Consider the following 15,269-nt stretch of genomic DNA (forward strand, 5'->3'; position numbering starts at 1 on the left):
ACGATGCAATACCTGAGGACGGCCCTTGCGGCCGCTACGGCGTACACCCTTGTTGCGGGAGCCGCATTCGCAGAGCCCAAGACCAATCTATTGCATCAATGGGCGACCGGATCGGACGCCCAGGCTATTGCCAAGCTCGGCGAGATGTTTACCGCGAAAGGTGGCACCTGGCAGCAGACTTCCATCGCAGGCCACACGGCCAACACGCTGGCGAAACTGCGCGCCGACGTGATCGCCGGCAACGCACCTCCCGCGGTGCAGCTCAAGGGGCCCGAGATCGCCGAATGGAACGAGACCGGCATGACAGCCAATCTCGACGAACTGGCGACAGCGGAAAATTGGGAGAAGGTCGTCGCTCCCGAATTGCTGCCGGTGATGAAGCCAACCGGAAGCTGGGTAGCGGCGCCGATGAACATCCACCGCATCAATTGGCTGTGGGCATCGCCGAAGGTCATGAAGGACGCAGGGGTCGCCGAGGTGCCGAAGACATGGGCGGAATTCAACGCCGCCTGCGACAAGGTCGTGGCGTCGGGCAAAATCTGCATCTCGCACTCGACCGCCGACTGGACCGATTCGACGGTCTTCGAGGTCGTGGTCTACGGAATGGATCTCGATCTCTTCAAGAAGGCCTTCGTCGAGGGTGACGTCGAGGCGATGCGCAGCGACGGCATGGTCAAGGCTTTCGAGCAATTCCGCACCATGACGACGAAGTACATGGACCCCGGCATGAACGGGCGCGACTGGGATACCATGTCGCATCTGGTCGGCCGCGGCGAGGCCGCCTTCCACATCATGGGCGACTGGACGCTCGGCCTACTCACGGCCGGCGGCTTCAAGGAAGGCACCGACTATGTCTGCGCCCAGGCGCCGACTGACTGGGGCAAGCCGGGCTTCATCCTGAATTCCGACTCGGTCGTGTTCTTCCAGCAGAAGGATCCGGACTACGTCGAGGGGCAGAAACTGCTCGCCAGCACGATCCTGTCGCCCGAGTTCCAGACGATTTTCAATCAGACCAAGGGCTCGATCCCGGCCCGTCTCGACGTCGATCTTTCGAATGGCTTCAATCCCTGCCAGCAGCTCTCCCAGAAGGATCTGCAGGCGTCGATCGATGGCGGCACGCTTGTCCGTTCGATGGCGCATAACATGACGATCCCGCAGAAGGTGCGCGGCGCGATCATGGATACCGTCACCGAATTCGTAGCGACGCCGGACATGACCGCGCAGGACGCAGCTAGTGCGATGGCTGATGCGGCCGAAGCGCAGATGTGAAGAAGCTGCCGATGATGGCCTGGCGCGCGTCGCCCGGCCTGACCTTCGCTGGAGCAGCCGATGTCCACGCGTGACCTGACTGTACCGGTTGCGGCTCCCGCGACCCCGTGGCGGGAGCGCCTTGGCACGATGGTGCCCATTTTGGTGCTGGCGCCGTCGCTTGCGGCGAGTTTCATCTACGTTTTCGTGTTCACACTCTGGACGCTGTATCTCTCGCTTTCCAATTCGTCGCTGATGCCGACCTATGGGTTCGTCGGTCTGGACAATTATGCTTCGCTCTGGGCGAACCGGCGCTGGAACATCGCCTATACCAACCTCTTCCTGTTCAGCGGCTTCTATATCGTCGGCTCGATGGCCATCGGACTGCTTCTCGCGATCCTGATCGACCAGCGCGTTCGCGGCGAGGCGGTTTGGCGCACGATCTTCCTCTACCCGCTGGCAGTGTCCTTCATCGTCACCGGCACGGTGTGGAGCTGGCTCTATAATCCCGTCGACGGCATCCAAGCCTTCGTGCGGGGGCTCGGTTGGACCGACTTCGGCTTCGCCCTGACGGCCAACCGCAACACTGCGATCTATGCGGTGATCATAACCGGTATCTGGCAGTCATCCGGCTTCGCAATGGCGCTTTTCCTGGCTGGCCTGAGGTCCGTCGATCCGGATCTCGTCAAAGCGGCGCAGATCGACGGTGCGTCGGTTTCCCGGATCTATCGGAGGGTCATCCTGCCGACGATCGCCCCGATTTTTCTGGCAGTGGCGGTCATTCAGATCCAGTTCGCCATCAAGACGTTCGACCTGGTGGCAGCGTTGACGCGGGGTGGGCCAGGTGTGTCCACCACCTTCCCGGCGATCTACGTCTACGACCTCATGTTCCAGCGCGGGCAGATCGGCGAGGGCGCCGCTGCGGCGATGATGATGCTCGCGGCCCTTGCGGTTGTGCTGGTGCCCTATTCCTTATGGATCGTTTGGCGCAGGCGGGCGGAGGGCCGCAATGGCTGAAATTGCCCTCACCGCCCGGCATGATCCCGAAGCGGCCGCGGCTACGCGGCGATATTTCTGGAACCGCTTTCTTATCTATGCGGTGCTGACGCTTTTTGCTGTCATCTACCTTGCCCCACTGCTGGTCGTGGTCTTCAACTCGTTGCGGGAGCAGTCCGAGATTGCCCGCAACGGCCTCATCTCCCTGCCGCGCAGCTTCCGCCTCGATGCATGGGCGGAGGCTTGGGGCACTTATTGCGTCAGCGGCACCTGCGAAGGCATGAAGCGCAATTTCTTCAACTCGCTCTGGATGGCGATCCCCGCGACGGTCATCTCCACGCTCCTCGGCGCCATGAACGGCTACGTGCTGTCGAAATGGCGCTTCAAGGGCTCGGAAATCCTGTTCAATCTGATGTTGCTCGGCGTCTTCATGCCCGGCCAGATATCGCTAATGCCGTGGGCGTTCCTGCTCGGCAAGCTCGGCCTAACCAATTCGACCTACGGGCTGGTCTTGATTCACGTCGTCCAGGGCATCTCGTTCACGACCCTATTCTGCCGCAATTTCTACGTCAGCATACCGGACGACCTTATCAAGGCAGCACGCATCGACGGCGCCGGCTTCTGGCGGATTTTCCGCAAGATCATCCTGCCGCTGTCGCCGCCGATTTTGATTGTCACCGTCATCTGGCAATTCACCGGTATCTGGAACGAGTATCTGTTCGGCGTTGTCTTCACCTCCGGCCAGCAGCAGCCGATCACGGCGGCATTGGTCGCGCTCACTGCCGGCGGTACGACCGCCCGCGCTTACGACGTGATGAGCGCAGCCGTGCTGATCGGCGCGCTGCCACCGTTGCTGATCTACCTGTTCGGTGGAAAATACTTCGTGCGCGGCCTGACACAGGGCGCCATCAAATGAGGCGTCGCCCGTGTCCACACTGACCATCCGCAACCTTCACAAGAGCTATGGCGGGCTCGAGATTCTGGCCGGCATCAATCTCGAGGCGCAGACCGGAGAATTCGTCGCCCTCGTCGGCCCCTCCGGCTGCGGCAAGTCAACCTTGCTAGCCATGATCGCCGGCTTGGAAACCGTCACGTCGGGCGAGATCTGGATCGGCGACCGGCTGGTGAACTCCGTGCAGCCCAAGGACCGCGACATAGCGATGGTGTTCCAATCGTACGCCCTCTATCCCACGATGACGGTGCGCGAGAACATCACCTTCGGCATGGAAAGCCGGGGCGTGCCCAAAGCGGCGCAAGAGGAAGCGGTAAAGCGGGTTGCCGCGCTCCTGCAGATCGAGCAGTTGCTCAAACGCAAGCCCGGCCAGCTTTCAGGCGGCCAGCGGCAGCGCGTTGCGATGGGGCGCGCCCTAGTCCGCGACCCGAAGCTGTTTCTGTTCGATGAGCCCCTGTCCAATCTCGACGCCAAGCTGCGCGTCGACATGCGCACCGAAATCAAGAAGCTTCACCACCGCGTCGGCAAGACCACGGTCTACGTCACCCACGATCAGGTCGAGGCGATGACGCTCGCGTCCCGCATCGCGGTGATGAACCAGGGCTCGGTGCAGCAGTTCGACACGCCGAAGCGGATATATGACCGGCCGACCAACATATTCGTGGCCGGTTTCATGGGATCGCCGGCGATGAATTTCATCCCCGCCAGGCTTACGGGCTCAACCAGCATCGCGGTGCGCGCCGCTGACGGCAGCGACGCTACTCTCACCCTTGCCGCTCCGCTGCCCGCCGGCGCGCCAGAAGACGTAGTGCTCGGTGTTCGGCCAGAACACATCTACCGTTTCACGACGGACCTGAAGTCGCGAAAACCGGCCGTGGAGTCCATGCAGGCGCCGGTCGAATTGGTCGAGCCGACCGGGGCCGAGACGCTTGCCGTCCTCAGGCTGGGTGACCTGGAGATCACCGGCCGTTTCGAGCCGGATGAGGCTCCCGTCATGGGCGAGACGATAACGCTTGGCATCGACATGTCGCGCGCCTGTCTGTTCGATCCAACAACCAAGGCGCTTCTGTGATCTGATGTCCATGCAATTCGCGACTTACCCGAGCTTGACCGATCGCGTCGTGCTGATCTCCGGCGGCGCCTCCGGGATCGGGGCCGATATGGTCCGCGCCTTCGTCTCGAATGGCGCGCGCGTGGGCTTTCTCGATGTGCAGGATGGACCCGCGGAGGCGTTGGTGCGCGAGCTTGATAGCGTCGCCGGGCGGCCCCCATTATACCTCCGTTGCGATGTGACCGACGTCGATGCACTGCAGGCGTCGGTCGAAGCCGTGCGTGCGCGGCTTGGTCCGGTCGCCGTCCTGGTGAACAACGCTGCCGATGATCAGCGCCATCCCGTTGACGCGGTGACGTCAGAATATTGGGACCGCAGCTTCGACGTCAATCTCCGGCATCACTTCTTCGCCGCGCAAGCGGTTCATCCGCATATGAAGGAACTCGGCTTCGGCTCGATCATAAACTTCTCTTCCATCGCCTGGCGTTTCGGAGCGGACCAGATGGTGGCCTATGCCACCGCCAAGGGGGCTGTGGTGGCCCTGACCCGCGCACTGGCGCGGTCGTTTGGACCTGACAACATCCGCGTCAATGCAGTCGAACCCGGCGCTGTCATCACCGAGCGGCAGCGCGAGCTGTGGTTCAAGACGCAGGACGCGATCGACCAGACGGTGCAGCGACAATTGATCCGCCGCGTCCTCTTGGGCGAGGAGATTGCGCGGACCGTGCTCTTCCTTGCCGCAGATGACAGCCGCATGATCACCAAGCAGTCCATCGCCGTCGATGCCGGTCTGCGCTGATGCGATCGCTTCCACATCTTTCAACGGGACTGTCACGCTGATGCTTCGTCTCGGCCTCAATCCTTACGGACTGACCTACTATCTCGGCCTACAGGGTCGCGGCACGCCGCGGCACAATCCGGATGGGGCGGGGCTGGAAGGCTTCATGGCGCTCGCGCAGGAACTGGGCGCACGCACGCTCGAGATCTATGAACCGTGGTTGACCGACTTGCCGGACGCCGAGGTCGTCGATCTGCGCAGGCGTCTGGCCGCGCGTGACATCGTCCCGGTGGTGAGCGGCGGTCTTATCGTGGCCGGTCCCCTGGATAATGCGTTTCGGGCGGCGCGCCTGCTCGAGGCGACAACGATCCGTATCGCGCTGACCCCCGTCCTGTGTGGCGACCGCAACGCATGCGGCCAGAAGTGGAGCGAGTTCAATGCGACGATCCGCGCTGCCTTGACGGAATGGGGACCGCGTGCGGCGGCTGAGGGCCGGGTGCTCGGCATCGAGAACCATCAGGACTTCGGCAGCGATGAACTGGTCGCGTTCTGCGAGCTCGGCGGGCCCGGTGTCGGCATCACCTACGATACAGGCAACACGTTCCCAGTCGGCGAGGCACCGCTTGCCTTCACGCGGCGGATCGCGCCGCATGTCCGCCATGTCCACCTCAAGGACTATCGCGTGCAGTTCACGGATGAGGGCTACCGTCTGGTCCGCTGCGCGATCGGCGACGGCGCCGTGCCATTCGCCGAACTGGCAGCCATCCTCGCCGAGCACCACGACACGCTGACGGCCGTGCTCGAGCCGGGCGCGCTGGAGGCCCGCCACGTTCGCTGTCTTACCGACGACTGGTGGAACGGATATCCGCCGAAGACTGCGCGCGAGTTCGCGGCCTGCCTGAGTGCTGCGCACGTGAACCGCCTTGCGGACGATGCCGACTACCGGACGCCATGGGAGCGCGGCGATGACGGCGCGCTCGTTTCGTATGAGCTCGACATGATCCGGCGCAGCGCCGCCAACATGAAGAAGCTCGATTTCATTGCAATGGAGAAATCAGCATGACTGCCCGAGAACTCAGCGGCCTGACTGCCTTCGTGACCGGCTCAGGACGCGGCCTAGGCCGCGTGATGGCCGAACGCCTGGCCGAGCTTGGCGCAAACGTCGCGATCCACGATCTCGATTGGACCCGGCCATCCCAATATGGCGAATTCGCGGACCTCGGCGAATCCGCAAGGGGTTTGGAAAAGCATGGGACACGGGTGACCGCGGTCACGGGCAACATCGGCGACAAGCAAGCCGTCGCCGAAATGAAGCGGAAGATCGAGGCGGACCTCGGCGATGTGCACGTTCTGGTCAACTGCGCCGGCGGCGACATCGGCGCCAAGGGAGTAAAGCCCAGTCCCAACAACGCGCTCGACATCGACTATGACGACATCAAGGTGCTGACCGAGAACAATCTCATCGGCACGATGCTGGTCTGCCAGGCGTTCATTCCGCCTATGGTCAAGCGCGGCTCTGGCTCGGTGATCAACATAGCCTCGGCGGCAGCGCATATCGGATGCTCGCCGGAGGTGGTCTACTCCACGCTTAAGGCGGCCGTCGTCCATTATACGCGCTGCCTCGCCAAGGAATTGATCGACGATGGCGTGCGCATCAATGCGGTGAGCCCCGGCGCCACCAAGACGGCACGGTTCCAAGCGAGCCGCGTGGTCGATCCGGAACGCATGGATTCGAGCAAGAAATCGCTAAACCGGTATGCGGAGCCTGAAGAGATCGCCGAAGCCGTGGCCTTCCTCGCCGGTCCACGCGCGCGCTTCATCAACGGGCAGGTCATCCGCGTCGATGGCGGTTTCACAATCTTCCCAGGTTAAATCGCGGCCGTTCACACGGCGAATTGTCGGGCTGAGCGCACCCCAATGAGCAGGGCCACCACGGCCCATTGCCGACCTTACTTCGTTGATGGGTTGCAACCTGCTCGCAGAGCCCACGAAGCGACGGGCGAGTTCGGCAACCGAAAATTCTCTTGGCGACACGCTGACGTTACAGCCCGCTTGTATGCACCCACGCAATGGCTCAGATTGTTTGGGTCCGGTCTACTCTGCGCCCTGAGAAGGCGAAGATTTCCGGATCGAGGCGCTGGGGCACTGCGCGCCACGGCAGAGCGGGCGAACCGCTCCCGTCTACACGTTCAGAGGCGGAACATTAGAGGTTGGGGGCACAGATGAGGCAAGAGAACGACGTTGAGAAGTGGGTGCGCACGCTGCGTGCTCGAGCACCTGACGACGCGGCCGAATTGCTTGCCCGAGAGTCTCCCGAGTTCATCCGGGACCTATTGAAGTTGTTGCCGGATAGGCACGCCCGGAAGGTGGCGGAGCATTTGCCATCGCATATGAGGCCTGTCACGCCTTATGGCGACGGCAAGGATATCGCGTTCCCCGGGTCTGTCATCGAGCTGATGGACCCGATCCCCGCCAGCGTTCCTGTCGGAACGACGGTAGCCGCCGCGGTCGAGGCCGTCAGGCGCGCGCAGGTGCCGACCGAGTTGACTTACCTCTACATCACGGACGCGGGCGACAAACTCGTTGGCCTGGTGGTCCTGCGCGATCTGATGCTGAGCGAACCGGCCGCCACGGTCGATCAGATCATGCTGCCGAAACCGTTCGCCCTTCACGTCGATATGCCTTTGGGTGAAGCCTGCACGGCGGCGGTACGCCGTCACTACCCCGTCTATCCCGTGGTGAACGTGGAGAACCGGCTGCTCGGGCAGGTTCGCGGCTGGCGGCTGTTCGAGCAGCAAATCATCGAGATTTCTGCCCAGCCTGGCCAGATGGTGGGTGTCCAGAAGGAGGAGCGTTCTTTCACGCCCCTGGTTTCAGCCTTCTTGAAACGTCATCCGTGGCTGCAGCTCAACCTGCTGACGGCCTTCATAGCCGCTTTCGTGGTCGGGTCGTTCACAGGCACGATCGAGAAGATCGTCGCTTTGGCGGCGTTCCTCCCGGTGCTGGCCGGGCAAAGCGGAAACACCGGCTGCCAGGCACTGGCCATGACGTTGCGTGGTCTCGCCTTAGGGGATGTGGACAAACGACCAAAGCTGCACCTGGTGCTGAGGGAGGGGGTGCTCGGGATCGCCAACGGCGTCCTCGTCGGTCTCGTGGCGGCCGCGGCCATGTGGTTCTACGCGTCGCGGCAACCGGAGTCGGCAGCCCAGGCGCCCATGCTGGCGCTTGTGATCCTGCTCGCAATGTCCGGATCGTGCCTCATGTCCGGGATCTCCGGCGTGCTGATCCCGTTGGGCCTGCGGCGGGTCGGCGCCGATCCGGCCGTGGCTTCCGCGATCTTCCTTACCACGGTTACCGATATTGTAGGCATGGGCCTGATGCTGGGGCTTGCCACTACGCTCGTGCTGTAGTGGCGCACATTTACGCAGGCCGTCCTGAGAAGCATCGCCCGCCAGCTCTCCGAGCGCTTGCGCAACGCGGCGGAAGACCTTCGGATGAGCTGCATGCGACCCTGATGCGTCAAGCGGCGACCAGATACGTGCAGAATCGCGCAAACAATATTGATCTTGTCGGCTGCGCAATCCACGGCTCATTATGATTTGGCTTAGTTTCCGTTTGTAGCGAATACTTAATCGAAGTCCAGCAACGCTGAGAAGATGTTTGACCAACCAGCGTAGGCGAAATGCGAATGAACCCGATAGTTTGTTGCGCAGCTGCAACAGCTACTGAAGACTCGGAGATCTCGTGACAGTTCCGTCGCTTTTTTTCGTGCAGGCGTGCTAGATCCGCTGCACTAGTCGGGTTGGGTGGGGTTCTCGGCATGCATTCCTCGTTTTCAATGATCTTCGGCTTCGCCGCGGCGCTGCTCTGTGCCGGCATATTGCCGGCCGGCGCACAAGGTCTCTATCCGGCCTACGACGATGCGTTTTCGGCCCGCGTTGCCAATCCGACCGACAACGGGACGCTAGCTCAATTCGTCACAGTTGCCGTCAACGCAGGGCAGTACGATCAGGCGATCTCGTCGATCGAGCAGTATCTGATCAAATATCCTCGCGATGCGCGCGCGCGCCTCGCGGCCAGCCGATTGTACTATTATGTCGGATCCTATGAATTGGCCCGGCGGCAGGTGCAGTACGGCCTCGAGGTCGGGGACCTGCCCGCGGATGAGCAGCTGGACGCCGTTCGCCTGCTCGCCCGCATCGAGCGCGCGTTACTTGGCGTCACCTGGGAACTCGCTCTGACTGGCGGCATGTTCAGCGCATCCACCGATTTTGAGCCGGGCGGGGCCGAAGACGACCGCACCTTGGTCTCGCCCTATGGGCGGGCGGACGGCTTTGTCCGGTGGGATCTCGGCACGCCAAGTGCTGATGCACTTGTCCTCTCGGGCTCGTTGACGGCGACACAGCGCTTTTTCACAGAAGACCTGTCGGTTCCCGGTGCCGAGGAGACTTTTATCCACGGTAACGCCGCCATTACCCTGGACAAGGGGCTGCCCAACAGCGGGATCGATTCCCTGCGGCTGCTACTTTCCGCGTTTACCGTTACAGATCGCTTCGACAACGATGTCCACGAGACCGGCGTCGGCCTCAGTGGACGCTTCCTCGTTCGCCCCACAGTCGAGACGACGCTTTTCGCAGGTGCTGGCTACATCGATCTAAGCGGCTCGAAAGGCATCTTCGCCGATAGCAGGGTCTTCTATGAGGCAGGCGGCAGCTACCGCTTCCGCAATGGCCAGGCGCTCGGACTGCGCCTGGTCGGCTCGAATGACTTCGCCTCCGGATCTGGCGAAATCGGCCGCAGCTATATGGGAGAGGTCCGCTACGGCGGCGTACTGATGGAAGTACCGGACCTGTTCGTATGGTCTCACCAGGTCGCCGTCTCGGCCGGCCACAGCGACACTCCCGACTTGTCCGTCGGCATCGGCACGAACATAGAAAGTGACTTCTGGCGCATTGCCTCGGAAAGCGATTTTCAGCTCACTGATTGGCAGAAGGTCAGTGTCGACCTCGCCTATCGCGAAACCGACTTCGATATCGCTAGCGGCGACCGGAATTCATTCGAATTGCTCGTGAGCTACACGTTGACGCTCAACTGAAAGAGGCCGCGATGAGGACCCTGTATCGTCAGATAGCCACTTGTATCGCCTGCCTTGCCTTTGCGGCACCATCTGTCGCTGAAACGGTCGGGTCCATGACGGCCTACCAGACCAACATCATCCGTAATGACGGCGAGGCGATGAACGTCGGCGCTGGCGTCGAACTCGGCGACCACCTGCGTAGCAATGTCACCGGTCTCGGAATGCTCGTGTTCCGGGACGAGTCGAGCGCCAAGATTGGTCCGAACACCAGCCTGACGATCGATGAATTCGTCTACAATCCGGGGTCCCGATCAGGAAAGATCGACATCAGGATGAACAGCGGCCTGGCCCGTTTCTACGGCGGTCAGGTTTCGAAGGGCGGCGACATGCGAGTTGCGACGCCACACATGGTGCTCGGAGCCAGAGGCGGCATCATTGAAGTGCTTGTGATAGCTGGTCAGACCGTCGGCATACTGCGCGCCGGCCGCATGACCTGCATGATGAATGGCCGCAAGCTCGTGGTCACAAACCCGGGCCACGCCTGCACGTCGGACAATGACAAACTGCTGACCGGCTACGGCGGTATCGACGCCTTCCCGATATTGGACAGCATCGAGCGGATAGCCGGCACCGGCCTCCCAGGCAAACCGGGTCCGGGGCTGGACGTAAACGCGATTTGTGCGTCATCACTCGGCAACTCGCTCAAGGCCTGCAAGTCCACCGACGGCGCATTGCCCGGCGTGGCCATGGAGTTCCCTGACAGCCCAGCGCCCCCTGTAGGCAGCGGGGTGGATGAGGATGACTGCTATCCCGACTGCCGGTAGGCCCGGCCGGCCGGCATGAGCCCCTTGGCTGATTGGCGGCGGGCTGCCCGGCGCAAGCTTCCGGGTCTTGCGGTCGTACTCTTGCTGCTCGCTTGCCATTTTGCTTTCGACGGGCCGCTATCGCGCCTGCGCGAGCGTACGTATGACTTCTACCAGTTCCTCGCCCCGCGCGAGGCGACGAGCAATCCTGTTGTCATAGTCTCGATAGACGACGCGAGCCTTAAGGCATATGGGCGATGGCCCTGGAACCGTGGCCTTTTGGCCGATCTGGTCGACGGTGTCGCCGAGTCCGGTGCCGCGGTGATCGGGCTTGCGCTGGTGCTGCCTGAGGCTGACATCTCTCCTGATGGTATCGCCGGAGACAAGCGCCTCGCGAGCGCACTGGCGAAACATCGAACGGCGCTCGCCGTCAGCCTGGGCAATGAGGCGACCGTATCAGAAGCAGAGCCCAAAGCCGGTTGGTCGATCGTCGGGCAAGTACCCGAGACGCTTCCTGGCTTCACCGGTCTGACAGGCTCGCTTCCAGATTTCTCGACCGCCGCTGCAGGTCTCGGCGTCATTCGCACTTCGCCGGATCCCGACGGCGTATTACGCCATGTGCCGCTGCTCTGGCTCCGAGATACGGCTCAAGGCGTGCAACTCTGGCCGTCCTTCGCGCTCGAACTCCTGCGCCTCTACGCCGGAGAGAACGGCTACGTGGCTCGGATGAATGCCGCCGGGTTTGACGCGCTCAGGATGGCCGGGTCCATTGTGCCACTCGAGCCGCAGGGCAGCATCCGCCTCTGGGAAACCGACACTAACACGCCGCGCATATCTGCCAGTGATATCCTTTCGGGCCGCGGCAATCCGCTGCTGCGGAACGCCATCGCCATTGTTGATCTGTCGGCCGTGGGATTGACCCAGTATCTGCCCACGCCGACGCGTCCGGCGCGACCAGGCGTGGACATCCACGCTGATGCAATCGGCCAGATCCTTGCCGGGCGCTATCTTGTAGAGCCAACGCTAGCGCGTACGCTGGAGCGGCTGTGGTTGGTCCTCAGTGGCATCGTTTTCATCGGGCTTTCAGGAGTGCTCGCCGAGCGTGTCGCGCTCGGCGCACTCGCTCTGGCGCTCCTGGCTGCCACGCCCTTCGCGTTCGGCGCTCTCGAATACAGCCTGCAGGGTGCACTCTATGATCCATTGCAGCCGGCGCTTGCGACGATCCTCGTAGCCGGCTTCGAAGGCTATGTCCTCTACAGGCGCAGCGAGCAGCGTCGGTCCACCCTGGCACGGCAGTTTTCCCAATATCTGTCGCCCTCCGTGGTGCAGCGCCTCGCAAATTCGGACACCGAAGCGATCCTGTCCGGAGAGAAGCGCGAGATCACAATCCTGCTGAGTGACATACGCGGCTTCACGACGATGAGCGAACAACTCGGTGCCCAAGAAATCGGAAAGGTGGTCAATCACTTTCTCGGCCTTGCGACCGATGAGATACTCAAGCGCGACGGGACGATCGACAAGTTCATGGGCGATGCCGTGCTAGCCTTCTGGAACGCGCCGCTTGATCAGCCAGATCATCGCGAGCGCGCGCTCGAGGCGGGGCTTGCCCTGATCGAACGGGTGAAGCGCGAAAATGCCGGTTTCGCCGGGCGCGGGCATCCCTCCATCGAAATCGGCGTCGCCATCGAGACTGGCATCTGCTCCGTAGGGAATTTCGGCTCCGAACGGCGCTTCGACTACACCGCGATCGGCTCGCCGGTGAACCGCGCGGCACGGCTCGAGTCAACGACCAAAAAGCTGAGGATCCCTCTGGTGCTTGGTCCCGGATTTGCGCAGGGAGCATCAATGCCGGTTGTGCAGGCGGGTGTGTTTGAACTGCAAGGCTTCAAGGGCGAGGTGTCGATTTTCACCGTTCCGGAGATATACCCCTCGTCGCGATCTGCCGAGGAAGTCGTATGATGTTTGGCACCGGCTCAACTCGCTACCTCATTGGCAGCCGGCGAGCGAAAGCCAAGGGCGGCGGAAATCCGATGGGCCGCCTGGGCTACCATGTCGCCCAGTTCGCTAATGCGTTCTTCCGGCACCCGGTTTTCCGGGGCAGCGATGTTCAGAGCCGCGATTATCTTACCCGGTGCCACGAAAACCGGTGCGATTGATCGGCGCCGTTCGGGCCCAGGATGGCGAAAATCATGCCGCGCGGCACATCCAGATCGACACCATCGACGGCGCGCAGTTTGCCGAACGTTTTGACCAGGCCGCGGGCGGAAATGGCTGACTGGGCAAGACCCGTGGAGGACAAGCCCATAGGAGAAGTATCGTTCATGGCAATCATCCGGCAGTCGCAAAAAACCAAGGACCGAACTTCGGCCTTCGGCTGTCGTCAATTCCTCGGCAGGCGCACGAGCTTATCGTCTGGCTTGTCGTCATGCCACAGGCTCCGACCATGGACCACTACCTCGCCGCTGAGGCTGAAGAGCCGTTCAGATCATACGTCGGACGGATCTCTACTCATCGCTGGGTTTCTCATTCGATCACGGCGCAGGCCTGACGATTTCCGGCATCACCGGCAGGCTGGCTTTTGTAGTCATCCTGTCCGCCGTGGATCATCAATGCCTTGCCTCGTATTGCCGTTTCTCCACCGTCCAGTTTGACCATGCTGTTGAAAGCCTGGGCACGCAAAACGCCGTCGGCGCCGACTCGCTGATTTGGCATGTCGCCCGCGTGCGGGCCTTTTCCAGTGAGATATCCATGTTGGGCACTCGTCGGATTGAAGTGCCCACCGGCCGAGTCATGGCCGGTCTGATGGTCGCACTTTCCGGTTTCATGAACATGGAACGCGACCCATTCACCCGCCGGCAGTCCTGTTACGTCCAACGCTATCAGCACACCCTGCGCTGTCTCGGTCAGCGTGGCCGTTCCGTTCTTCTCGCCAGCCATGTTGACGAATTCGGCTTTCGCGGTCGCGGTGTCCTGAGCCGCTGCAGGCATCGCGACCGCCAGCGCCAATCCTGTTGTTGCAAGCAAATTTTTCATCAGTTGGCCTCCGGTTGTACAAGGACCCCAAACAACAACGGGGCCTCTTCGTTCCATTTGGGAATGTCTCCGGCACGGCCGCCAGAGAAGCGGGTGATGCGTAGAACTCGATAGTCTCCGTGTATAAGTGAAATTTCACGACGTTGGTTTACACCAATTCGAAGAGTTCCGCGGTTTGCCAACCTGCCAGCAGCATGATGACAACGCCAACGAGTCTGAGAAGCGTCTTTTCTGCGATTGTTTTCACTACCAATCCGGCCATCGGCGCTGCGACTACGCCGCCAACGATCAAGCCGGCAACGGAGAGTAGATTTTCCGTTAGCTCTCCTGCCTCCTCCCAATGGCCCGTTAGTAACGCAAACAAGAAGGTCAGAGACACCGACAACGTGATGAGGAACTCGCTGGCATTGACCGTACCAATAACGTAGCGGGGCGTGCCGCCAAAACCGAGAAGGCCCGTCGTTACGATGGGTCCCCATCCGCCGCCCCCTGCGGCATCGAGAAATCCGCCACCAAGCCCAAGGGGAGGTACCACGCCTGCAGGGACCGGATTGCTTGGGATCCGCCGGAATGAACGGAACAGGAGCCAAGCTCCGACAAGCGCAAGGTATGTGGTCACATATGGTTTCATGATGGCTCCCTCGAACGAGGTGAGAACAAAAGCGCCGAGAACGCCGCCGAGCACGCCAAATGGCATCAGCCGCCAGAAAAGCTTCCAGTCAATGTTGCGGTGATAGAGGTGAGCCGAACCTGAGGCCGCGGTGGTAAACAGTTCAGCTGCGTGAACTGACGCCGAAGCGTGAGCAGGAGACACGCCAAACCCCAATAGTGTAGTCGAGGAAACCACGCCGTAGGCCATGCCGAGAGCCCCGTCCACAGCTTGGGCTACAAACCCCACAATCGCAAAAAGAATGAATTCTTGCATTTGACTCTCCGATAAGGCGCGGGGTCACAATTGGCGATAGAGAAACCCGCTGCCTACAACGTATGCAATTATATCTACACGCTTCCACAATTCATCAAACGCGTGGCATCGATAATGGTGACGACGAACGGAAAACGATCCGCTCGACCGACGCCTTTCCCAATCCCGACAGGATGCCGGTTTCTGTTTTGCTCAAATGTCCCTGCTGGAACCGCAACCTCCTCTGACGTGAGGTTTCACTGGCCGGACGCAGGCTTGCAGCTCCACCCTTTATCTGTTTAATTGCCGCCATCCACAGGGGTGCTCCGTATCGTCGGGGCTGAGAGATGGGCTGCAAGCCCGTAAACCCTAGAGCTGATCTGGATAATACCAGCGGAGCGAGGCGGGCGATGTTTTCTGGCGCACA

Annotated in this window: 15 protein-coding genes and 1 riboswitch; of the genes, 11 read left to right on the top strand and 4 right to left on the bottom strand. The window is 61.6% G+C overall.

Annotated features, from left to right (window positions below; translation table 11 throughout):
• The first annotated feature begins 3 nt into the window (after positions 1–3).
• The 11 genes from RPG13_RS29500 (at position 4) to RPG13_RS29550 (ending at position 12,864) form a co-directional block, all read left to right on the top strand.
• The gene (locus RPG13_RS29500) at positions 4–1,269 is read left to right on the top strand and encodes an ABC transporter substrate-binding protein (protein ID WP_337126649.1); all 1,266 of its coding nucleotides are present in this window, start codon (positions 4–6) and stop codon (positions 1,267–1,269) included.
• 60 nt (positions 1,270–1,329) lie between these two features.
• Positions 1,330–2,265: a carbohydrate ABC transporter permease gene (locus tag RPG13_RS29505; protein ID WP_337126650.1), complete on the top strand. Its 936-nt coding sequence runs from the start codon at positions 1,330–1,332 to the stop codon at positions 2,263–2,265.
• Complete coding sequence (locus RPG13_RS29510) at positions 2,258–3,160, top strand: carbohydrate ABC transporter permease (RefSeq protein WP_126105183.1); 903 nt, start codon at positions 2,258–2,260, stop codon at positions 3,158–3,160. The genes RPG13_RS29505 and RPG13_RS29510 overlap by 8 nt, the downstream gene beginning before the upstream one ends.
• Before the next feature lie 10 nt (positions 3,161–3,170).
• Entirely contained in the window at positions 3,171–4,268 is a 1,098-nt protein-coding gene (locus RPG13_RS29515) for an ABC transporter ATP-binding protein (RefSeq protein ID WP_337126651.1), read from the top strand.
• A gap of 10 nt (positions 4,269–4,278) precedes the next feature.
• The gene (locus RPG13_RS29520; RefSeq protein ID WP_185928295.1) at positions 4,279–5,046 is read left to right on the top strand and encodes an SDR family NAD(P)-dependent oxidoreductase; all 768 of its coding nucleotides are present in this window, start codon (positions 4,279–4,281) and stop codon (positions 5,044–5,046) included.
• A 40-nt stretch (positions 5,047–5,086) separates the two neighbouring features.
• Entirely contained in the window at positions 5,087–6,088 is a 1,002-nt protein-coding gene (locus RPG13_RS29525) for a sugar phosphate isomerase/epimerase family protein (protein WP_095484247.1), read from the top strand.
• Positions 6,085–6,897, top strand: a complete 813-nt coding sequence (locus RPG13_RS29530; protein WP_095484126.1) for an SDR family NAD(P)-dependent oxidoreductase — start codon at positions 6,085–6,087, stop codon at positions 6,895–6,897. The genes RPG13_RS29525 and RPG13_RS29530 overlap by 4 nt, the downstream gene beginning before the upstream one ends.
• Positions 6,898–7,247: 350 nt before the next feature.
• Positions 7,248–8,435 carry a magnesium transporter gene (locus RPG13_RS29535; protein ID WP_095484125.1) on the top strand — a complete coding sequence of 396 codons (1,188 nt, stop codon included), beginning with the start codon at positions 7,248–7,250 and terminating at the stop codon, positions 8,433–8,435.
• Positions 8,436–8,863: 428 nt separating this feature from the next.
• Positions 8,864–10,120, top strand: coding sequence for a tetratricopeptide repeat protein (locus RPG13_RS29540; RefSeq protein ID WP_127203804.1), 1,257 nt, complete (start codon positions 8,864–8,866; stop codon positions 10,118–10,120).
• Positions 10,121–10,215: 95 nt separating this feature from the next.
• Positions 10,216–10,926: a FecR domain-containing protein gene (locus RPG13_RS29545; protein WP_337126652.1), complete on the top strand. Its 711-nt coding sequence runs from the start codon at positions 10,216–10,218 to the stop codon at positions 10,924–10,926.
• 15 nt (positions 10,927–10,941) lie between these two features.
• Positions 10,942–12,864, top strand: coding sequence for a CHASE2 domain-containing protein (locus RPG13_RS29550; protein ID WP_337126653.1), 1,923 nt, complete (start codon positions 10,942–10,944; stop codon positions 12,862–12,864).
• A 160-nt stretch (positions 12,865–13,024) separates the two neighbouring features.
• Here RPG13_RS29550 and RPG13_RS29555 read toward each other — a convergent pair whose 3' ends face one another.
• The 4 genes from RPG13_RS29555 to RPG13_RS29570 form a co-directional block, all read right to left on the bottom strand.
• The gene (locus RPG13_RS29555; RefSeq protein WP_337126654.1) at positions 13,025–13,228 is read right to left on the bottom strand and encodes a hypothetical protein; all 204 of its coding nucleotides are present in this window, start codon (positions 13,226–13,228) and stop codon (positions 13,025–13,027) included.
• A 200-nt stretch (positions 13,229–13,428) separates the two neighbouring features.
• Positions 13,429–13,938, bottom strand: coding sequence for a superoxide dismutase family protein (locus RPG13_RS29560; protein ID WP_292712206.1), 510 nt, complete (start codon positions 13,936–13,938; stop codon positions 13,429–13,431).
• Positions 13,939–14,086: 148 nt separating this feature from the next.
• Entirely contained in the window at positions 14,087–14,863 is a 777-nt protein-coding gene (locus RPG13_RS29565; RefSeq protein WP_292712204.1) for a sulfite exporter TauE/SafE family protein, read from the bottom strand.
• Positions 14,864–14,957: 94 nt separating this feature from the next.
• The gene (locus RPG13_RS29570; protein WP_292672031.1) at positions 14,958–15,155 is read right to left on the bottom strand and encodes a hypothetical protein; all 198 of its coding nucleotides are present in this window, start codon (positions 15,153–15,155) and stop codon (positions 14,958–14,960) included.
• A riboswitch (TPP riboswitch) is annotated at positions 15,150–15,262 on the top strand. It overlaps the preceding gene by 6 nt.
• The last annotated feature ends 7 nt before the right edge of the window (positions 15,263–15,269 follow it).

The organism is Mesorhizobium sp. ISC15, from assembly GCF_037162615.1.
Taxonomy (GTDB): Bacteria; Pseudomonadota; Alphaproteobacteria; order Rhizobiales; family Rhizobiaceae; genus Mesorhizobium; species Mesorhizobium mediterraneum.

Bases quoted from the DNA above. Each gene is read 5' to 3' on its own strand.
- RPG13_RS29570 (WP_292672031.1), bottom strand. From the start codon at position 15,155: ATGGCGGCAATTAAACAGATAAAGGGTGGAGCTGCAAGCCTGCGTCCG.
- RPG13_RS29505 (WP_337126650.1), top strand. From the start codon at position 1,330: ATGTCCACGCGTGACCTGACTGTACCGGTTGCGGCTCCCGCGACCCCG.
- RPG13_RS29560 (WP_292712206.1), bottom strand. From the start codon at position 13,938: ATGAAAAATTTGCTTGCAACAACAGGATTGGCGCTGGCGGTCGCGATG.
- RPG13_RS29540 (WP_127203804.1), top strand. From the start codon at position 8,864: ATGATCTTCGGCTTCGCCGCGGCGCTGCTCTGTGCCGGCATATTGCCG.
- RPG13_RS29535 (WP_095484125.1), top strand. From the start codon at position 7,248: ATGAGGCAAGAGAACGACGTTGAGAAGTGGGTGCGCACGCTGCGTGCT.
- RPG13_RS29530 (WP_095484126.1), top strand. From the start codon at position 6,085: ATGACTGCCCGAGAACTCAGCGGCCTGACTGCCTTCGTGACCGGCTCA.
- RPG13_RS29525 (WP_095484247.1), top strand. From the start codon at position 5,087: ATGCTTCGTCTCGGCCTCAATCCTTACGGACTGACCTACTATCTCGGC.
- RPG13_RS29565 (WP_292712204.1), bottom strand. From the start codon at position 14,863: ATGCAAGAATTCATTCTTTTTGCGATTGTGGGGTTTGTAGCCCAAGCT.
- RPG13_RS29500 (WP_337126649.1), top strand. From the start codon at position 4: ATGCAATACCTGAGGACGGCCCTTGCGGCCGCTACGGCGTACACCCTT.
- RPG13_RS29555 (WP_337126654.1), bottom strand. From the start codon at position 13,228: ATGAACGATACTTCTCCTATGGGCTTGTCCTCCACGGGTCTTGCCCAG.
- RPG13_RS29550 (WP_337126653.1), top strand. From the start codon at position 10,942: ATGAGCCCCTTGGCTGATTGGCGGCGGGCTGCCCGGCGCAAGCTTCCG.
- RPG13_RS29520 (WP_185928295.1), top strand. From the start codon at position 4,279: ATGCAATTCGCGACTTACCCGAGCTTGACCGATCGCGTCGTGCTGATC.
- RPG13_RS29510 (WP_126105183.1), top strand. From the start codon at position 2,258: ATGGCTGAAATTGCCCTCACCGCCCGGCATGATCCCGAAGCGGCCGCG.
- RPG13_RS29545 (WP_337126652.1), top strand. From the start codon at position 10,216: ATGACGGCCTACCAGACCAACATCATCCGTAATGACGGCGAGGCGATG.